Here is an 18311-nt window from a genome sequence, read left to right as displayed (position 1 = left end):
TATACTTATTGGCTGACATTGGGATCTGTGTAGTTAAGGATACGCACCTTATCGCGCACCACGTAGGACTCGCGCATCCAGCTAGGCAGGGTGCGGACGAGGCTCGTGCGGGTCTGGCTGGCCTCCTCTCGGGTAAGGAAGTTGCCGATCGTGAGCTTCCAGAAGGGAGCCTTATAGGTGATGTAGCTGCTCATCGAGGGGGCTAAGCGCTTCAGCTGCTCAGCACGACTATAAGCCTCAGCCTTGGCATTGGGCAGGTTGCTATTGAAGACCTGGATGCGATAGCCCATGAGCAGGGTATAGTTACCATCACGTCCCAGCGTCGCAGTACGCCCACCAGCGACAGAGCCGACGAGTGTGCGCAGCTCGGACGACTGGATGATGGTGATGAGCCCTTCGCCCGAGGAAGGCTCCTCGAGGGCCTCAAAGATATTGCGCGGGCGGCTCTTCTCGGGCAGCGTCTGAGCGGCGAGGCTACCCGACACAAGGGCGCAGAGGAGCAAGCCGAGGGTCAGTCGATATCGTCTTAGCATGAATCGCGTGCAGCTAAATGAATGAAGCCACTTCCCCAACTGAGGCTAGGCGCCGTCAGCGGAGGAAGTGGTCGGGAAGATAAGGTCTACTTGTTGAAGGCCTCAATGATGGGGAGGAACTTCTCTACCGAGAGCGAAGCACCACCGATCAGACCGCCGTCGATGTCGGGCTGGCCGAAGAGTTCCTTGGCGTTGCTAGCGTTGCAGCTACCGCCGTAGAGGATCGTGCAGTCCTCAGCGATCTGAGCGCTATACTTGCTAGCGATGAGCTGACGCACGTGGGCGTGTACCTCCTGTGCCTGAGCCGAGCTAGCGGTCAGACCCGTACCGATGGCCCATACAGGCTCGTAGGCCAGGACGACCTTGGAGAAGTCTTCGGCAGAAAGCCCGAAGACCGTGCCCTCGAGCTGCTGTGCTACGACCTCAAAGTGCTTGCCAGCCTCACGCTCTTCCTTGACCTCCCCGATGCAGAAGATGGGAGTCAGGCCATTGGCTAGCGCCAGGGCGAGCTTCTCGCTCAGGATAGCATCGTTCTCACCGTAGTAGGCACGACGCTCCGAGTGGCCGAGGATGACGTAGCGAGCGCCCGTCGAGGCTACCATAGCAGCCGATACCTCACCTGTGTAAGCGCCTTCAGCCTTGTCAGCGCAGTTCTCAGCAGCGATGCCGATTGCGCTGCCCTTAGCCTGCTCAGCGATGGTAGCCAGGTGGATGAAGGGAGCGCCGATGACGACGTCACAGCCCAGGCTCTTGCCTGCCAGCGTCTGCTTGAGCTCAGCGATGAAGGCCGTACCCTCCTGAAGGGTCTTGTTCATCTTCCAGTTACCGGCGACGATGTTCTTTCTCATTGTCTATTTCCTTTATATGTGAATAATGTATACGTCTCTTGAGGTAGAGGGTAAGGTGGAGCTTCCTGGCCCAGAAGCGTAGGAAGGCCAGCACCAGGAGAAGTGCCCAGAGGAGGAGCGGATAGGTGCGGACGTAGCTGGGTGTGGGGAGCGGACGCTTGGGATCGCCGAGCTCCTTGAGGTAGGTGGTGACCTCCTCCACCTTGGGGAAGTCAGAGTAGGCCCGCTTGTCAATGATCTGACCACCGCGCAGTACAAGGAGGCCTGGATAGGCACGTATCATCGTACGTATGGGCGTGGGGTCCATCTGCAGCATCGGGTAGGTCGCACCCGTCTGGTAGCGCCAGCGGGCGATCTCCTCTGCCCCCGAAGCCGTGAGGCCGTAGAAGCGGTAGCACAAGGCAGCCGCCTGCGTAGCGAGCTCACCCACCTCGTCGATGACACTCTGATTCGCCGCATCCCAGCTAGGCGCCAGCAGTAGGAGCGTGACGCTGGAATCGCTCAGTAGATCCTCAGCCATAGGATAACCTAGGCTATCGACGGGAGCGAAGTCGTACTTGGGCTTGAAGGCCTCCAGCGCCAGGCTATCCTGCACTCGGACGAAGGCCCAGCTGCTATCAGGCAAGGCCTCGGGAGAGAAGCTGCGCTGCTCCCCTGCCTTCTCGTAGATATAGCTCGTGCTCTGCAGTGCCGCACGCTGGAACTGCTCCTCCTCGGCGATGATGGCCTCATCGAGCTTGAGCCCCACCGTATAGGGCCTAAAGTCGAAGAGCGGCAGGTGACGGTAGTTCTCGACGAGGAAGAAGATGATTCCCCCAAGCGCGAGGAGGGTCGGGACCCAGCGCTCCCGAAGGCTGAAAAGGTGCCTTAGCGCTGAGGCGTCCCGTAGGACGAGGTAGCTCAGCGGCAGGAGGACGAGGTTCTTCAGGAAGGTCTGAAGGTTGGTCAAGTGCAGTGCGTCCCCGAAGCAGCCGCAGTCACTGACGGGATCCGCGATGAGGATGTAGCCCGTCACCAAGGTCATCAAGATCATGAAGACGAAGGCGAAGCGGGCACAGACACGGCGGTAGGAGCCAGCCAGGAGGAAGGCGCCAAGGATGAACTCCCCTGCGCATAGGACGAAGGATAGCCCCAGCGCGAGACTATAGCCATGCCCAGTGAAGGCAAAGACAGGCGCCAGGTACTCCGTGATCTTGAGCGCCGTGCCCACAGGATCCACTGCCTTCAGCAGCCCAGAGGCTACGAAGGTCAGCCCTACGATGAGGCGGGCACATTCAGCGATCGTATGGCGTAGATGTATCACGGCTTAGGCTTCGGCAATCTTGATGAGGCAGAAGAGCGCGTAGTTGACCATGTCCTTGTAGTTGGCGTCGATGCCTTCGGAGACAAGTGTCTGCCCCTTGAGGTCCTCTATCTGCTTAGTGCGGTAGACCTTGGAGAGGATCATATCGACCATGGAGGAGATGCGCATATTACGCCAGGCCTCGCCATAGTCATGGTTCTTGGCTAGCATCAGCTGCAGCGTATCCTCAGCGAAGCGATCATAGAGCTCTAGGGCTACCTCAGGCGAGATATCGGGAGAGGATACAGCCCCGAGCTGGAGCTGTATCATCCCGATGAGGCCATAGTTCACGATCGCGATGAGCTCGACATCTATCCCTTCATTGACCTGGGCATAGCCCTTGGTCTGCAGGCTACGGATGCGCTCTGCCTTGATGTAGATCTGATCTGTGAGGGACTCTGGACGAAGGATACGCCACGAGGCTCCGTAGTCGTGGAGCTTCTGCACAAAGAGCCTGCGACAGATCTGCAAGATCTGCCGACAGGCCTCCTCCGTGTTTAGTTGGCTAGGGTTCATCGCTGCAAAGTTACTTATTTACTTCGTCTGCGCGCTCCTCAAGGAGAGCATAGTCAAGCACTTGACCTATCTCGTCCACGTAGTGGAAGCTAAGGCCCTCTAGGTAGCGCTCGTTGATCTCCTCGATGTCACGCTCATTCTCGCGGCAGAGGATGATGTCCTGAATACCCGATCGCTTAGCAGCGAGGATCTTCTCCTTGATGCCACCGACGGGCAGCACCTTGCCGCGCAGGGTGATCTCGCCCGTCATCGCTAGACGTGGGCGCACCTTGCGGCGTGTGAGTGCCGAGACAATAGAGGTCACCATCGTGATCCCTGCGCTGGGGCCATCCTTGGGGATGGCGCCCTCGGGTACATGGATGTGGAGCTCCTTGTCCTTGAGCTGCTCGAGGTCTATGCCCAGCTCCTCGGCGTGGGCACGGACGTAGCTGAGGGCGATCGTCGCAGACTCCTTCATGACATCACCGAGGCTCCCCGTAAGGATCAGACGGCCATTCTGCCCCGCCTGTAGACTGCTCTCGATGAAGAGGATCTCCCCTCCGACACTCGTCCAAGCAAGGCCAACGACCACGCCTGGGAGCTCATTGCCCTGATACTTGTCGCGCGAATATACGGTCTTGCCAAGGTACTGACGCACCAGCTCGGGCGTCACCTCCTCGGGGAGGCCCTCCTCTGAGGCTAGCGCCCAGGCGAGCTTACGTAGCACAGCGGCGATACGCTTCGTGAGACCACGCACCCCACTCTCGCGGGTGTACTCCTCGATGATCAGCTCCAGTGCCTCGCGGCTGAAGGGAGGGATGCGCTCCGCCAGACCATGAGACTTAGCCTCACGGGGCAGGAGGTGCTGCTGAGCGATCTGCAGCTTCTCCTCAGCGATGTAGCCCGAGACCTCGATGAGCTCCATACGGTCACGGAGTGCCTGAGGGATGCTGGAGACATCGTTGGCCGTAGCGATGAAGAGCACCTTCGAGAGGTCGTAGTCTATATCTAGATAGTTGTCGTGGAAGGTCGTATTCTGCTCCGGATCCAGGACCTCTAGGAGTGCCGATGCGGGATCACCCTTGTAGTCGCTGGAGAGCTTGTCGATCTCGTCGAGGACGAAGACGGGATTGGAGGTCCCTGCCTTCTGCAGGCTCTGGATGATACGCCCACTCATAGCACCGATGTAGGTACGGCGGTGGCCTCGTATCTCGGCCTCATCATGGACACCCCCGAGGGAGATGCGGACGTACTTACGCCCGAGGCTCTCGGCGATGCTACGCCCCAGCGAGGTCTTCCCTACCCCTGGAGGGCCGTAGAGGCAGATGATGGGGGACTTCATATCCCCCTTGAGCTTCAGTACCGCTAGATGCTCTAGGATACGTTCCTTGACGCGCTCCAGACCATAGTGCTCGCGGTCGAGGAGCTCGGCTGCCTTCTTGAGGTCGAAGTGATCCTTGCTATAGATGCCCCAGGGCAGATCTACGATCGTGCGCAGGTACTGCATCTGGACGGAGTAGTCGGGGCTCTGTGGGTTGAGCTGCTTGGCCTTGCGTAGCTCCTTGGCGAAAGTCTCCGCGACTGCCTTGCTCCATTTCTTCTTCTTTCCCTTGGCGCGTAGCTCCTCGATCTCGTCCTCGGCAGAGTCCTCGTGCCCGAGCTCGCTCTGGATGGCACGCATCTGTTGCTGGAGGAAGTACTCACGCTGCTGCTGATCCATCTCCAGCTTGGTCTTGGCCAGGATCTCGTCACGCAGCTCGGCCTCCCTGATCTGACGCTGGATGAGCGGCAGGACAAGCATCGCCCGCGCACCCAGGTCCTCGGCATTGAGCAGCTCCTGACGTACCTCAATCGGCACGTCCACGACTGAGGAGGCGAGGTTCACGAGGTAAGCGCGATTGCGTATGCCTCGGATCGTATCCATGAAGCCCTTGGGCGCGCCAGGGGTAAGGCGCTCCAGCAGCGTGATGAGGCGCTCGTGGAGCATACCGACCAGTACGTCGAAGTCCTGACTCGCCTCCAGCTCCCGAGCTGTATCGGGGAGGGTATGATAGCTTCCCTTGAGGTAAGGGGTCGTCGTCTTCAGTTCGTCAAGGACGAAGCGCTGGCGTCCACGCAGGATAGCAGAGAACTCTCCCGAGGGAAGCTCTATGATCTGCGTCACCTCGACGAGCGTCCCTAGGGGGTAGAGATCAGCCTCCTTGGGGTTCTCCACAAGTGCGTCGCGCTGTGCCAGCACCCCGATGAGGAGCTGCTCGCGCTCAGCCTTGCGGATGACCTGCATAGACTTCTTGCGCCCGATCAGGATCGGCGCTAGCGTGCCTGGGAAGACCGCCATATTGCGCAGAGCGATGATGGGGAGCTCCTCTGGGAGCTCGCTCGCCTCGGGGGCGAAGCCCTCCTGCTCCTCATAGTTAGCCAGTACAGGTATCGCGAGGAAGGGGCGCTGCTCTTCAGCGCCTGCCACTTCGTCAGTATTCTTTTTCTTCTTACTCATACATTCATATCCATGCTAGCAGAGAGATGGGATAGGCACACCGCAGCGCCCTCTGCCAGCTGTAGAGGCACTCAATCCTCTACACTCAAATTAGTTAGCCCGAGGCTCTACCCTAGGCCGCACATAAATCCCGACACCAGCGACACCCGCTATCGGGTGCCCGTCTAGGTGGCGTAGGCGCAGCTGATAGAGCCCTGTCGCCTTAATCTGCAAAGCCCGTGCCAAAGGGAGCCTATACTCATGATAATGTACTCCAGCCTGGGACCACTCGCCCCGAGGGTCAGCTACGCTCAGGCGCAGTGTATCGCTGGTGAGCGTACGCCCCCCGCGCTGCAGCTCCAATATCAGGCGATGATCGGACTGCCTCATACGGCTATCTAGGCGCAGCAGTAGCTCTGCATGATGCTGTCGCTCCGACTGCGTGACCAGCAGCGGATAGAGGATGCACATCCGCTCCCCCCACAGGCCTTGCTTGGGCACATAGTAGCAGTAGTACTCCTTGGGCAGTGGGCTACAGCCAGCAACCAGCACGCCGAGGAGTACGGGCAAGATGAGGGGACGAAGCCAAGAGAATAGCTGCATCGCGTGTCGAGCTTGGTCGCCTAGTGGCGCTCCTCTGCCTTGGCCCCCTCACGGGCGGGACGCTCGGCAGCTCCTCGCGGGGAAGGACTCCCCTGCTGCGCTCCTCGAGGCCCACGGAACTGGCGTACCTGACTACGATCCGCCCGCTGCTCGCCCTGCTCCGGACGCTCCTGACGGCGCCCGCTGGGGGCTGCGTCGTGACGACGCGGACGAGTACCAGCTCGTCCACCGCGGCCTGCCTTGTCAAAGCGCGTCAGGCTGTTGTCGGCGAGGATATCATGGTTGCGCTCCCTGCGCCCCTTAGGCGCAAGCTCCTCTAGGCTCTCGGGCTGCTGCCCTTCCTTATTGAGGGCAATCACCTCAAAGGCGCGCTCCGAGGAGATCGTCACCAGGTGTACAGGGGCATGGCGCGAGGTGCTGTAGGTGATCTGGCGCTGGAAGTGGTCGGTCTTGAAGTGGTAGTAGCTCCCCGCCGCAGTCTCGAGCACGATCTCCTTGTCAGGTAGGGAGCGCTGCGCCTCGGCATAGGCATTGACCTCGAAGTTCATGCAGCACTTGATCTTGCCGCACATGCCGGTCAGCTTCTGCGGGTTCATCGTGACGTCCTGCACGCGTGCGGCATTGGTGCTGACCGAGGAGAAGCCCGACATCCAGGACGCACAGCAGAGCTCGCGCCCACAGGGGCCTATCCCCCCGATGCGGCCAGCCTCCTGGCGTGCCCCGATCTGCTTCATCTCGATGCGCACGTGGAAGGTGTCGGCCAGCACACGGATCAGCTGGCGGAAGTCTACACGTCCATCAGCGATGTAGTAGAAGATAGCCTTATTCCCGTCCCCCTGATACTCCACGTCCCCGATCTTCATGTCGAGGCCAAGGCCAGCAGCGATCTGGCGCGACTGGATCATCGTGGGCTCTTCCCTACGCTTGGCCTCCTCCCAGCGCTCTATATCGTTGGGGCGCGCTAGACGATAGACCTGGAGGAACTCTCCCTTATCGGGGCGGTAGCGATGCGACTTCATCGACAGCTCTGCCATCTTCCCCAGGAGGGTCACATAGCCTATATCGTGCCCTGTCGTGGACTCGACGGCGACGAGGTCGCCCTTGGAGAGATCGAGCTGCTCCTTATTTATGTAGTAGCCCTTGCGGGTATTCTTGAATTGTACCTCTACGAGATCGGAGCTGCGCAAGGCCTCGGGGATGTCACTGAGCCAGTCGTAAGAGCTCATCTGAGCCTTACTACAGCCCTCACACCCACCAGCGGTCATAGCACAGCAGCCGACGTTAGCCCGTGTGGTCTTATAGTCCATAGTGTATCTTACTAGGGGGGTCTGCGTCACTACACAGACCGTATATGATATTTCGGCGAAGCGCTGAGGAAGCTATCCCCCACACGCCCCTCGCCTACCGAAGGTGCCGTAGAGCGCCGCACTTAGCGACCTCTGAGCCTCCTACATCAGCAAGATGCGGGAGTAATACGGCATTGTACAAAGATACGGAATTTGAGGCTATAGCCACGACCTACCTTATGGGGAAGAAACGAGCAGACTCAAGGGGTAGACGCCCTCAGCCTAGGCATCAGAGCGCTAAGCGATAAGTCGCACGGCGCTGAGGGCTATCAGTCAGCCTCGTGAGGGATATCCTTCGGCCCTCTGACTGATACCCTTCCCCAGCCTGAGTGGTACCTCTTACCCCCTCTGTCGCAAGGTCACGAACTCGGCCGAAAGGCTCCAAGCGAATAAAACAACAGCCCCCAGCAAAGCTCATAGGCCTTGCTGGGGGCTGCCGTAGCGAAGTAAAACGAGACAGCCGCAGGGAACTTAGCTCCGTTCCCTGCGGCTGTCGCCTGTGTGCTTAGCTTAGGCTATGCGCGTCTCTTACTGCTTCGTCAGGACGTACTGAGCAGCGAGTTCGCCCGTAGGAGCCTGCTTCGTAGCCTGATCGAGGAGCGTGAGGGTACCCTCTGCTACCTTGAAGTAGCGCTCGTTCCCAGAGGAGGGAGTGATCAGCGTCACGAGGCCGTCAGCACCCAGCGTGTAGGTGCCGTTCTCCTCGATGGGCTCCTGACCAGCCTTGGAGAACTCTTCGCGAGAGCTGTAGGTGCCATCAGCGTTGAGCGTGATGGTGGTCTTGACAGAGCCGTCCCCACCAGGGATCGTACCTACGTAGGTACCGAGGTGTGCTTCACCCTGGGGAGCTGCCTCTGCTACGGTAGCCGTCACGGAGTCCTGGGCTAGGCTGTCTGCCTGGTTAGCCTCCTGATTGCTCTGGCCGCAAGATGCGAGGGCCATAGCAAGAACTGCAAAAGAAACAAATACTTTCTTCATAATTCCTTTAAGTTAATTCCTATACGGGTCCTTCGTGATTCAGCCACTCTGTAGCCCGTTGCTGGTGCAAACGTACAAAAAAAACAGGATATACCACCAAGCCCTGCCAAAGATTAGCTAGGGCGCAGCGAATCAAGCTCGCGCAGCCAGGCCGTAGGGGCTACATCGCTGGGGACACGCCAGTCGCCACGAGGCGAGAGACTCACGCGGCTGACCTTAGGTCCATCGGGCATACAGGTGCGCTTGTACTGCTGCGTGAAGAAGCGGTAGTAGAAAGTACGTAGCCAGCGATAGATGGACTCCTCGTCGTACTTATCCTTGAAGGCGAGGCAAGCCAGGTAGTAGATCTTGCTCGGCTCGTAGCCGAAGCCAAGGAAGTTATAGAGGAAGAAGTCGTGCAGCTCGTAGGGGCCGACGACGTCCTCGGTCTTCTGCTGGATCGCGCCTGAGGCATCCACGGGCTTCAGCTCGGGAGAGATGGGCGTCTCGACGATGGAGCGCAGCACCTCACGCAGCTCGTGGCCGAAGCGCTCCGAGCGCCCCAGATAGGCCACGACGAGCTGTACCCCCGTCTTCGGCAGGCCGGCATTGACCGCGTACATAGACATGTGATCGCCGTTGTAGGTGCACCAGCCGAGGGCGAGCTCCGAGAGGTCGCCCGTCCCGATCACGGGTGCGTTGTAGGCATTGGCCAGATCCATCAGGATCTGCGTACGCTCGCGCGCCTGGGCATTCTCATAGACGACGTCCTGCACAGCAGGGTCGTGACCGATGGCCTCGAAGTGACGCAGGCAGGCATCCTTGATGTCGATGGTGCGCTGCGTGATCCCCAGCAGCTCCATCAGACGCAGGGCATTGCCCTTGGTGTGGCTACTCGTGCCGAGGCCAGGCATAGTCACGCCGATGATGCCCTTGCGATCGAGGCCTAGGAAGTCAAAGGCGCCCACCGTCACGAGCAGCGCCAGCGTAGAGTCTAGTCCGCCCGAGATGCCCAGGACGGCATGCTCGGCACCCATGTGACGCAGGCGCTGCACGAGGGCGCTGACCTGGATGTCAAAGGTCTCCTCGGCACGCTCATCACGCGTCCCATTATCTGGATAGAAGGGGTTCTGATCGATCGTGCGGTCGATGTCGTGCGAGGCCTCCTCGCTGCGCAGACGGAAGGGGATCTCCGTCAGCAGCCCGCGCTCCGTATGGTCTGCCACCGAGGCGTTGAAGCTATTGCTACTCATGCGGTCGTAGTCAATGCGGCTGATATCGATATCACTGATGATCATGCGCTCCTCGTAGACGAAGCGGGGCATCTCCACCAGCAGCTTACCGACCTCGGCGATGAAGGCCTTGCCCGTGAGCACGGTGTCGGTGCTGCTCTCGCCATAGCCGCAGGAGGCGTAGACATAGCCACAGAGGTTCTGCGAGGAGAGGCCGCTGATGAGGCTACGTAGATAGGTGTTCTTCCCCACCAGTTCATTGCTCGCCGAGAGGTTGAAGATGATCTGTGCGCCGTAGAGCGTGAGGCGCGTCCCAGGGGTGTAGGGCGTCCACATATCCTCGCAGATCTCGATGCCGATGGCCACCCCACCCGAGCGGAAGAGGACATTATAGCCTATGGGCACCTGCTGCTCCCCTATCTGTATGGTCGCTAGCTGCAGGTCCTTGGCAGGCGAGAACCAGCGTGCCTCCTGGAACTCGCGATAGTTCGGCAGGTAGGTCTTGGGTATGGCGCCGAGGATGCGCCCCCCCTGTAGGGCGACGGCCGCATTGAAGAGCTGCGACTCGATGAGTATAGGCATCCCGACGATGAAGAGCACCTCGGTATCCGCCGTACGATGCGCCAGCTCGAGGAGCGACTCCTGCGCCTGGCGGATCAAGAAGGGCTTGAGGAAGAGGTCCCCACAGGTGTAGCCCGTGATGCAGAGCTCGGGGAAGGTCATGATCTCTACTCCCTGAGCGTCAGCCTGGCGCACCTGCGCCTCGATATGCTCTATGTTGTACTGGCAGTCAGCGACGCGGACGAAGGGTACCGCCGCTGCTACCTTGATGAATCCATGCTTCATATATATAATGTATACGTAGTATCAGCTACTGAGCGCCCAGCGCAGCCACACCGTGCTGCACCATGGCGATGACGTCTATGAGGTTCTTGGTGATGAACTTCACCGATATAGCCAGGAGCACGACCCCAAAGAATTTGCGCAGGATGTACACCCCGTTGGCCCCGAGCAGACGGTCTAGGATAGAGACGTAGCGGAGGACGAGGTAGACGAGGATCATATTGACGACGATGCTCAGCGCGAGGTTGATCATCGCCATCCCATCCGAGCGCAGCGTGAGGAGCGTGGTGAAGGAGGCAGCGCCTGCAAAGAGGGGAAAGACCAGCGGCACGAAGGTGGAGTTGCCATTGTCATCCTCCTCACTCTTGAAGATCTCGAGCCCGAAGATCATCTCCACGGCCATCACGAAGAGGACGATCCCCCCCGCCACGCCGAAGGTCGAGATATCGGCTCCGAAGGACTGCAAGAGGCGCTCCCCGACGAAGAGGAAGACCAGCAGAATGAGTCCCGAGTAGGCACCGACCTGCGTGGCATTATACACCTTGCCCTTGGACTTCAGTGAGAGGATGATGGGGATAGCCCCGATGATATCTATCGTGACGAAGAGCGTAAGGAAGCTCTTGTAGAGCTGGTCAAGATCGAAGAGGCTTAGTTCGTGTACCAGCTTAGCAAAGATGCCTTCGCTAGCTGCAGCCAGTAGAGGTAAACCGAGCATAGGCGTGTAATCTGTACTTGTGTAGTGACAGCAAAGAGGGATACCTCTCATGAGAAAGGTACCCCTCCATCAGAGCGGTAGGCGAGGCTCGAACTCGTGACCCTCAGCTTGGGAAGCTGATGCTCTACCAACTGAGCTACTACCGCGATCTTGATACCCCTTAGGGCTTGCTGGTGCAAAGGTAATAAGAATATCTATTCGCTGCAAGTAGCCTAGCAAAGTGGTTCTACAGCATCGGCTTCGACCCTATGCCGCCTGCTCGGCGAGTCCACACAGAGCCCGCGCCCAGCTACACCTTAGTTCGGCAGCCCCATAGACTGAGGCTGCACCGCCTCCAGCTTATAGCCTAGGATCTTCAGCCCGGCGGAGACTCCGAGCTTATAGAGGGCGAAGACCGTGGCCCCATAGAGCTGGAAGGCCGCAGGCGTCCCGGGCTCGATACGCTCATGGCGCAGCGTCGTATAGCAGAGCTCTACAGCGCTTTTGAAGAAGTTCGTCAGCGCCTTCGCCTCCTCACTATCCAGCTGCCACCCCAGCACCTCCTCCAGGACGTACTCATCCAGCTCATCCCAGCCACGCGCATCGCGTATCATCGGGTAGAGCTGCTCCGGAGCCGCCCCATACTTCTCCCAGTCGCTGTCCCATAGGACCGCGAGCGCGACGCCGACGAAGCAGCTCCAGCCTAGTGAGACCGCAGGATACTGGGCAAAGTCGGGTACGGAGTCAGCGAAATAAGCCCGAAGCAAGACTGGGGCGATCTCGTCTAGGTCATCGGTCTCTAGGAGGCGAACACTGCCATATCCCTTCTCCCGAGCGTAGTCCGTCAGCTGCTGCAGCACCTTAGCCCGATACTCTGACTGGTATTCCTGTATATCCATATCGTCTGTACTTATCTGTAATCTTTCGTGCTGCAAAGATACAGCTCTTAGGCCAAGCCTCCTCAGCGGGGTTCAGAAAAAGCCGTAGCACGCCGACAGCCCGCCACTAGGCTCTATGAGGGATATCCCTCAGGCTGCTAATGCCTATCCCTCACGCTCGCCACTGACGGCCCTCAGCCTCCTGACTGATATCCTTCACGAGCCCTCCCCCACTACTCGCATCGCGCTGCAGCAAGGACTTCAGCATCACTCCAAGCCAAAGCGCAGCAGTCTTGGCCGCTTCACCTTATGCAACTTCCAAGGCTACTGCGCCGACTTCCTCTACAGCCTCGTAGCGAGCGCACAAGAGGGAAAGCCGCTGTAAACCGTCCCAAGCGGCTGACCTTGTCCAAGAGTAGACATAGCAAAGCCCCCTACCCTGCAGCGCCCTAAGGCAACTGGAGGATAGGGGGCTCAAAGCGTCGTGGACGGGAATCGTCCTTGCGCGGCCTAGAGATTGGGGTTAACCTTGCTCCAATCAGCCACAGCAGGGATGACGCCCATGCCGATGACCTCGTCGCGCATCTTCACCAGATGCTCGTAGCTCTTCTTGAGTGCAGCCTTCTCGGCTTCGCTCCCCTTGAGCTCGTGGCTGTAGTGTACACCATCCTTGTCGAGCACCGTCTCCATGCCCATGACGACATGGTCCATACCGTCGATATTGACATAGCAGCCAGCGGGCCAACGGAAGGGAGCACCACCCATAGCAGCGCGGATCATCTCGATAGAGACATAGGCAGGGCTCTGGAAGGAGGAGCGACCACGGAGCTTGATGATGTTGGCACCGCCCTTCGTGACGCGTTCCTTGATCTCAGCCCAGGTAGCCTCGGACAGCGCCTCGGTACCGATGAGCGAGGAGAGCGGCTTGCCAGCGACGGTAGCACCGCTCGAGAAGACAGCCATAGCCTCACCGTGGCCACCGTAGGTACGAGCCCCTACGACTTCGCTCTGTGCTACGCCGAAGTGCTTGGCGAGCTCGCTCTGCAGACGCGTAGAGTCGAGAGCAGCGAGGGTCGTGACCTGCTCGGGACGTAGCCCGGAGTGGATCAGAGTGACGAGCCCCGTGATGTCAGCGGGGTTGAAGATAATGACTACGTGGCGGACATCGGGGCAGTAAGCCTTGATATCCTTACCCAGCTGGGCTGCGATCTCAGCGTTGCCCTTGAGCAGATCCTCGCGGGTCATGCCGTCCTTACGAGGAGCGCCACCCGAGGATACTACGTACTTAGCCCCGGTGAGAGCCTCCTTGATATCAGAGGTAAAGGTAAGGTTCAGCCCCTCGAAGCCACAGTGGCGGATTTCCTCCGCGACACCCTCGAGTCCCGTGGGGAAGGGGTCATAGAGACAGATGTTAGGCGTCAGAGCCATCATGGCAGCAGTCTGTGCCATGTTTGACCCGATCATACCAGCAGCGCCTACGATGGTAAGCTTGTCTTGTGTTAGGTAGCTCATAATATTTGCACTTAATGTGATGGTTGTTGCTTTGGCACAAATGTACGCTTTTTCGCTTGCTTACGCGACAGTAGCTCGGAGAAGGAGTCAAAGCGCCGCTGGAACATGACGCCTATTCCCTGCGTCGTCAGTGACTGACGGAGGTACTGGTACATATTGTTGTAGTGGTTGTATCCCTTCAAGCGGAGGGTCCCCTCGGGGTTGAGCTTATACTCGAGGTCGAACTCCCCGATGTACTTCCCTTGGAGGAAGGGATTGTTATGGTAGCCCACATTACCATTGATGGAGAGGCGGTTATTGAACCAGCTCCCCGAGAACTGTAGCTCGACGTCCGTATCCTCGAAGGCGGTATTGCTCGTGCGGATGTTGGTACCGAACTGGATGTCCTTCGACAGGTTGCCCAGGAGGTTGGTCAGCTGCTCCGAGATCGTCGAGGAGGCTAGCGAGGCCCAGCCATCAGACACCGAGGTCGTGGTCGTCTGACGTGTCTCAGGCGTGTAGAACTTCCCGAGCGTCATCAGGTAGAGCACCTGTCGATTGCGCTCATCGCGGGTATTGATCAGCGACTGCAGGCGGCGCTCGATCTCGGGCTCAGCACCTGGCAGCTCCAGTCCGAGGTTGATACTGGGCTGCGTGATCACACCACCCAGCTGTAGGATACAGTTCACCGGGACGGTATTGCGCCTAGCCTCTGCAGCCAGCGTGGCATCTAGATCAGAGATGCTCGCCGTGAGGCTGTAGCTGGCCTTGAGGTCGATCTCCGCAGCCATAGGATCGCCACGAAAGTCCAACGAACCGCCCTCGCGCAGGGTGAAGCGGCGGCGGGTGAGCTGCTCGAAGTTGAAGACATAGGAGCCCTCGACAAGGCGCAGCGAGCCGTAGGTCTTGGGCGAACCGATATGGGGGACGTCGATCGTCAAGGCCCCTTCACAGCGCGCCTTCACCTCATTAGGGATCTCGCCCGAGCCTAAGCGAAGCGTCAGCTGCGCGGCAGGCGTCACACGTAGGCTCATCTGCATATTGAGCTCCGTCCCCTGAGCCTCCTCGGGCGGGGGCAGGGGCAGATACAGGAGGCTATCCCGCTCGGAGCGGGGACGCAGCGGCTTGAAGGTAAAGAGGCGATCCTCCTTGCGCACATCCGTCTGATTGAAGTCCAGCGTCACATCCGTCCCCTGCTGCGCCGTCATCTCGACGCCCAGCTGCAGGCGGGGAAGCTTGCCCCTCAGCGTAGCCCGCCCAGAGCCATAGGCCGTCCCGAAGAAGGGTAGGCTCTGCTTGCTCTGCGTCTGCAGCACCTTCATACGGTCCAGCCCATCGGCGTGCAGGTCGAGGTCGAAGTGGTCAAAGAAGCGGTGGCGTATGCTGCCATCTAGGCGCCCGGTATGTCCCTCGTCGTCTCGGACGGGGATCTTATCAAAGAGGATGCTCTCGGGAGTAAAGCGTAGGGGCCCCTCGAAAAGGTAGCGCGTGCCGAGCAGGCGCACCCCGATGCTTCCCTCCGTCACGTCGGCAAGGCCCTCGACCGTCACCCCTTCCTCAAAGCGACCGAAAAGGCGCATCTTGCCCGTGGCCCGTCCTCGGACTTCGTCGAAGAGCGTATCCATGAACTTAGCGATGAAGTCCGTGCGCAGGCGCTCGGCATCGAAGCGTAGGTCAATGCCCGCTCCACCCACAGGACGGATATAGCCCGCGACAGCCGAGTGGCCGCCCTCAGGCTGCTGCACCTCACCGTCGAGATGGATGAGGCCCTCGGAGCTATTGAAGTGCAGCGCTGCTCGGAGCGCGCCGACATCCACGCCCTTGACGTGGAAGGAGGCACTCGAGACATCAGCCGAGGCCGAGACGACGCCTGCACGCAGGCTAGCTGTGCCCGTACCCGTGAGGTCGGCATCCAGCATGTTGAAGCCTACCCCGATCGACTCGAGGATATAGAGTAGGTTGATCCGCTGCAGGGCTACCGAGAGGCGGTCCCCTGCGTGCTCGCTGAGGCGTCCCGAGACGCTGACGCGGCGGTCCGCACTCGAGAGGTCAAGTCCATCGACTGAGAGTAAGCCTGGCTGCCAGCGCAGCGTAGCTGGTGCGATACGCCAGGCCTCGCTATGAATACGAAGGCGCGAGGAGTCTAACCCCAGCTGTATCCCGAGGTGACGCTCGGGGGTACGGAGGAAGCGTGCCGCCAGTCCCAGCGTCCCATTCGAGACGCCCTTGTCATCCTCCCCGAGGTTGAGCTGGGTGTAGATACTATCCTGACTGAGCTGGCTGCGAAGAAGGAGCCCCTTGAGTAGGGCACCCTTAGCAAGCCTTAGATCGGAGCTTAGCTCCAGCGTCTCCCCATCGAAGTCGAGCTTAGCCGAGCGCAGCTGATTCGCCCCCAAGCGCAGCTGCGGGAAGCTGGCGTGGCACTGGATGCGCCGCGCATCGCCCTCGAGTGTCGCCCAGAGGTGTGCCCCCTGATCTAGGCCAAGGGGGAGGCGCAGGTATTCGGCCCATACCTCAGGGATCTGCTTGAGCTCCAGGCGCAGCTCATAGCTTGCCTGGGCAGCTCGGCGAGCCCACAGAGGATTGGGCGGGAAGAGGGAGGGGAGGTGGTGGCTCAGCGTCTGCTGCGCGTCGGGGATCAGGGTGGCAAGGGTATAGTTCCCCGTCAGTTCCACCGAGAGATAAGGGGAAGTCAAGCGCAGTAGGCGGCCACGTTCGGGGCTACCATGCAGGCGTAGGCGCAGCTCATCCAGCTGCTTGAGGCCCGAGCCCCCCTGGAGCTGGAGCCCCTCTAGGGCTATATGCCCCTGCATACGATCTAGGTCGATGCGGTCTAGGGAGAGGGAGGCCTGCAGGCTTAGGTCCTCATGAAGATTCGGGAGGAGGTGCAGCTGGTCAGCCCGCACGTGCTGGAGATCTAGGCGCGCCTCTAGGTCACGCAGCCCCTCAGTGCTGAGGCGCGCCGAGCCCTCGAGGTGCAGATCGGCATTGGGATCATCCAGCTTTAGATCTACGAGATGGCGCTGCCCCTGCTGTGGCTGGAGGCTTAGCTGCAGGCCCTGATACCGATAGCCACGGAAGTCCAGGTCGCGCAGCGTCGCGAGGGCATTGAGGCTCCAGCCCTCTAGCCCTTGCCCTTCGTGCTTAGCATCCAGCGTCACCTGCCCCGCCAGCGCCCCGAGCCCCGTCTTAGGGCCAAGAAGTGCGCCGAGGTCAAACTGCTCGGTACGGACGAAGCCCGTGACGCGCTCCAGCTGCTGCCCGCTTAGTACCGCCGCGAGCTCATACTCTAGGCGGCCTTGGTCTGAGGCCAGCTGCCCCGTCCCCTTGAGCTCCTGTGAGGGGGTATAGCTTAGCTCACCCTGATAGCGAAGCTTGCCGAGACGCGTGATGAGCTCTTCGGGGAGGGCCTGCTGCCCAAGGAGGGGGAGTATGAGTGGGAGGAGTGAGCTACGGAGCTGCAGCGTCGGGGTCTTGAGCGTCAGCTGCTGGAGGTGCGCCTCCACATCCCACGAGAGCTGGAAGCTCTGCTCCAAGGCCAGCTGTCCAGCTAGCTCTGCGCTGAGCTGCCCTACACCACGCCCATGGGGCTCCTGCTGATAGCTGGCTGAGAGCTGTAGCGCCTCGCTGCGGCCACGCCAAGCGGGAGCGAAGAAGGCGAGGTCCGTGAGGGACAGGCTGGAGCGCCCTAAGCGCAGGGCCTGTAGTATAGGCAGTCCACGCTTAGTAAGGTCGAGCTGAAGGAGGGGGATAGAGCCCTGGCTCTTGGGTAAGGCCAGCTGTAGGTTCAGCAGCGTGAGTTGCTGCTGGCGTAGCTCGACCTGCCCCGTAAGGTCAGTGACCTCAAGGCCGAGGCTCGAGGTAAAGGAGAGCTCATCGAGCGCCCCTCCCACATACTGCGGAGCGAAGCGTAGGCGTCGGATGCGCGTCGAGATACGATCCAGGCGAAGGCGCTGCCGTCCCTCCTCCTCGAGCGTCAAGCGCATGTCGCGGATGATGATGCTATTGATGTCGACGGGGATCGAGGAGCTGTCCTTCTTGGGGCGTGCTAGGTGATCGATCACATGCTGGATATTCAGTCGCCCCGTACGGGGATCCCGTACCAGCAATAGGTGCGCCGAGAAGAGGCGAGCCGAGGTGATCCGTACCTCTTGGTCTGTGATGAGATCTAGGAGACTGATGCCCCCCACGAGTCGGCTAGCCGTGAGCATAGGCCGATTGAGGCTATCGCGCACCAGCACCTGGTGCAGCTCGAGATCCGTCCAGCGCAGGAGGTCGACGCGCTCTAGGCTTACGGGCGCGTCGAAGAGCTTCGTCAGCTCCTTGCTCACCCGACTAGCGACATTACGCTGTACCGCAGGGATGCGGAAGAGTAATAAGGGGAGTACATAGAGGCATAGGAAGAGCCCGAGCGCGATCCTCACGACCACTCTCAGCACTCGCAGCACGTGCTTATTTACTTGCCAGTAGCGCATGCCTGCCCTATCCTACTCTATATATATGTATGACACGAACGTCCTGCCTTAGCCTAGCCGCTCCTCAGCTAGGCTAAGGATAAGCTAAGACCAGAGCT

13 protein-coding genes and 1 tRNA gene are annotated in these 18311 nt (G+C 59.9%); all 14 read right to left on the bottom strand.

From position 1 onward, the window contains the following. Positions 1-5 precede the first annotated feature (5 nt). Positions 6-533 carry an SPOR domain-containing protein gene (locus J4862_RS03230; protein WP_211789298.1) on the bottom strand — a complete coding sequence of 176 codons (528 nt, stop codon included), beginning with the start codon at positions 531-533 and terminating at the stop codon, positions 6-8. 86 nt (positions 534-619) lie between these two features. Then, positions 620-1381 (bottom strand): triose-phosphate isomerase, encoded by a 762-nt coding sequence (gene tpiA, locus J4862_RS03225; RefSeq protein WP_211789297.1) that lies wholly within the window; start codon positions 1379-1381, stop codon positions 620-622. Further along, positions 1356-2684 carry a BT_3928 family protein gene (locus tag J4862_RS03220; protein ID WP_211789296.1) on the bottom strand — a complete coding sequence of 443 codons (1329 nt, stop codon included), beginning with the start codon at positions 2682-2684 and terminating at the stop codon, positions 1356-1358. Before J4862_RS03220 ends, tpiA begins: the two co-directional genes overlap by 26 nt. A 3-nt stretch (positions 2685-2687) precedes the next feature. Beyond that, positions 2688-3239, bottom strand: coding sequence for a DUF1599 domain-containing protein (locus J4862_RS03215; protein ID WP_211789295.1), 552 nt, complete (start codon positions 3237-3239; stop codon positions 2688-2690). A 10-nt stretch (positions 3240-3249) separates the two neighbouring features. Then, entirely contained in the window at positions 3250-5715 is a 2466-nt protein-coding gene (gene lon, locus J4862_RS03210; protein WP_211789294.1) for an endopeptidase La, read from the bottom strand. 90 nt (positions 5716-5805) lie between these two features. Then, positions 5806-6297 (bottom strand): hypothetical protein, encoded by a 492-nt coding sequence (locus J4862_RS03205; RefSeq protein ID WP_211789293.1) that lies wholly within the window; start codon positions 6295-6297, stop codon positions 5806-5808. A 20-nt stretch (positions 6298-6317) separates the two neighbouring features. Continuing rightward, on the bottom strand, positions 6318-7604 hold the full coding sequence (locus J4862_RS03200; protein ID WP_249107446.1) for a regulatory iron-sulfur-containing complex subunit RicT: 1287 nt from the start codon (positions 7602-7604) through the stop codon (positions 6318-6320). Positions 7605-8171: 567 nt separating this feature from the next. Beyond that, positions 8172-8621, bottom strand: coding sequence for a copper resistance protein NlpE (locus tag J4862_RS03195; protein ID WP_211789292.1), 450 nt, complete (start codon positions 8619-8621; stop codon positions 8172-8174). Between the two features lie 113 nt (positions 8622-8734). Then, the gene (locus J4862_RS03190; protein ID WP_211789291.1) at positions 8735-10678 is read right to left on the bottom strand and encodes an NAD(+) synthase; all 1944 of its coding nucleotides are present in this window, start codon (positions 10676-10678) and stop codon (positions 8735-8737) included. 25 nt (positions 10679-10703) lie between these two features. Then, positions 10704-11390, bottom strand: coding sequence for a MarC family protein (locus J4862_RS03185; RefSeq protein WP_211789290.1), 687 nt, complete (start codon positions 11388-11390; stop codon positions 10704-10706). A gap of 73 nt (positions 11391-11463) precedes the next feature. After that, positions 11464-11536 (bottom strand) — tRNA-Gly (locus tag J4862_RS03180). 150 nt (positions 11537-11686) lie between these two features. Next, complete coding sequence (locus tag J4862_RS03175; protein ID WP_211789289.1) at positions 11687-12268, bottom strand: hypothetical protein; 582 nt, start codon at positions 12266-12268, stop codon at positions 11687-11689. A 489-nt stretch (positions 12269-12757) separates the two neighbouring features. Then, positions 12758-13759 carry a malate dehydrogenase gene (locus J4862_RS03170; protein ID WP_211789288.1) on the bottom strand — a complete coding sequence of 334 codons (1002 nt, stop codon included), beginning with the start codon at positions 13757-13759 and terminating at the stop codon, positions 12758-12760. A gap of 11 nt (positions 13760-13770) precedes the next feature. After that, positions 13771-18213, bottom strand: coding sequence for a translocation/assembly module TamB domain-containing protein (locus J4862_RS03165; protein ID WP_211789287.1), 4443 nt, complete (start codon positions 18211-18213; stop codon positions 13771-13773). Between the last annotated feature and the right edge of the window lie 98 nt (positions 18214-18311).

This window comes from Porphyromonas sp. oral taxon 275 (genome assembly GCF_018127745.1).
Classification (GTDB): Bacteria; Bacteroidota; Bacteroidia; order Bacteroidales; family Porphyromonadaceae; genus Porphyromonas.
Note: the sequence above shows the minus strand (reverse complement) of the source record. Positions and strands in the feature narration are given on the sequence as shown.

Bases quoted from the DNA above. Each gene is read 5' to 3' on its own strand.
- J4862_RS03230 (WP_211789298.1), bottom strand. From the start codon at position 533: ATGCTAAGACGATATCGACTGACCCTCGGCTTGCTCCTCTGCGCCCTT.
- tpiA (WP_211789297.1), bottom strand. From the start codon at position 1,381: ATGAGAAAGAACATCGTCGCCGGTAACTGGAAGATGAACAAGACCCTT.
- J4862_RS03215 (WP_211789295.1), bottom strand. From the start codon at position 3,239: ATGAACCCTAGCCAACTAAACACGGAGGAGGCCTGTCGGCAGATCTTG.
- lon (WP_211789294.1), bottom strand. From the start codon at position 5,715: ATGAGTAAGAAGAAAAAGAATACTGACGAAGTGGCAGGCGCTGAAGAG.
- J4862_RS03205 (WP_211789293.1), bottom strand. From the start codon at position 6,297: ATGCAGCTATTCTCTTGGCTTCGTCCCCTCATCTTGCCCGTACTCCTC.
- J4862_RS03200 (WP_249107446.1), bottom strand. From the start codon at position 7,604: ATGGACTATAAGACCACACGGGCTAACGTCGGCTGCTGTGCTATGACC.
- J4862_RS03195 (WP_211789292.1), bottom strand. From the start codon at position 8,621: ATGAAGAAAGTATTTGTTTCTTTTGCAGTTCTTGCTATGGCCCTCGCA.
- J4862_RS03190 (WP_211789291.1), bottom strand. From the start codon at position 10,678: ATGAAGCATGGATTCATCAAGGTAGCAGCGGCGGTACCCTTCGTCCGC.
- J4862_RS03185 (WP_211789290.1), bottom strand. From the start codon at position 11,390: ATGCTCGGTTTACCTCTACTGGCTGCAGCTAGCGAAGGCATCTTTGCT.
- J4862_RS03175 (WP_211789289.1), bottom strand. From the start codon at position 12,268: ATGGATATACAGGAATACCAGTCAGAGTATCGGGCTAAGGTGCTGCAG.
- J4862_RS03170 (WP_211789288.1), bottom strand. From the start codon at position 13,759: ATGAGCTACCTAACACAAGACAAGCTTACCATCGTAGGCGCTGCTGGT.
- J4862_RS03165 (WP_211789287.1), bottom strand. From the start codon at position 18,213: ATGCGCTACTGGCAAGTAAATAAGCACGTGCTGCGAGTGCTGAGAGTG.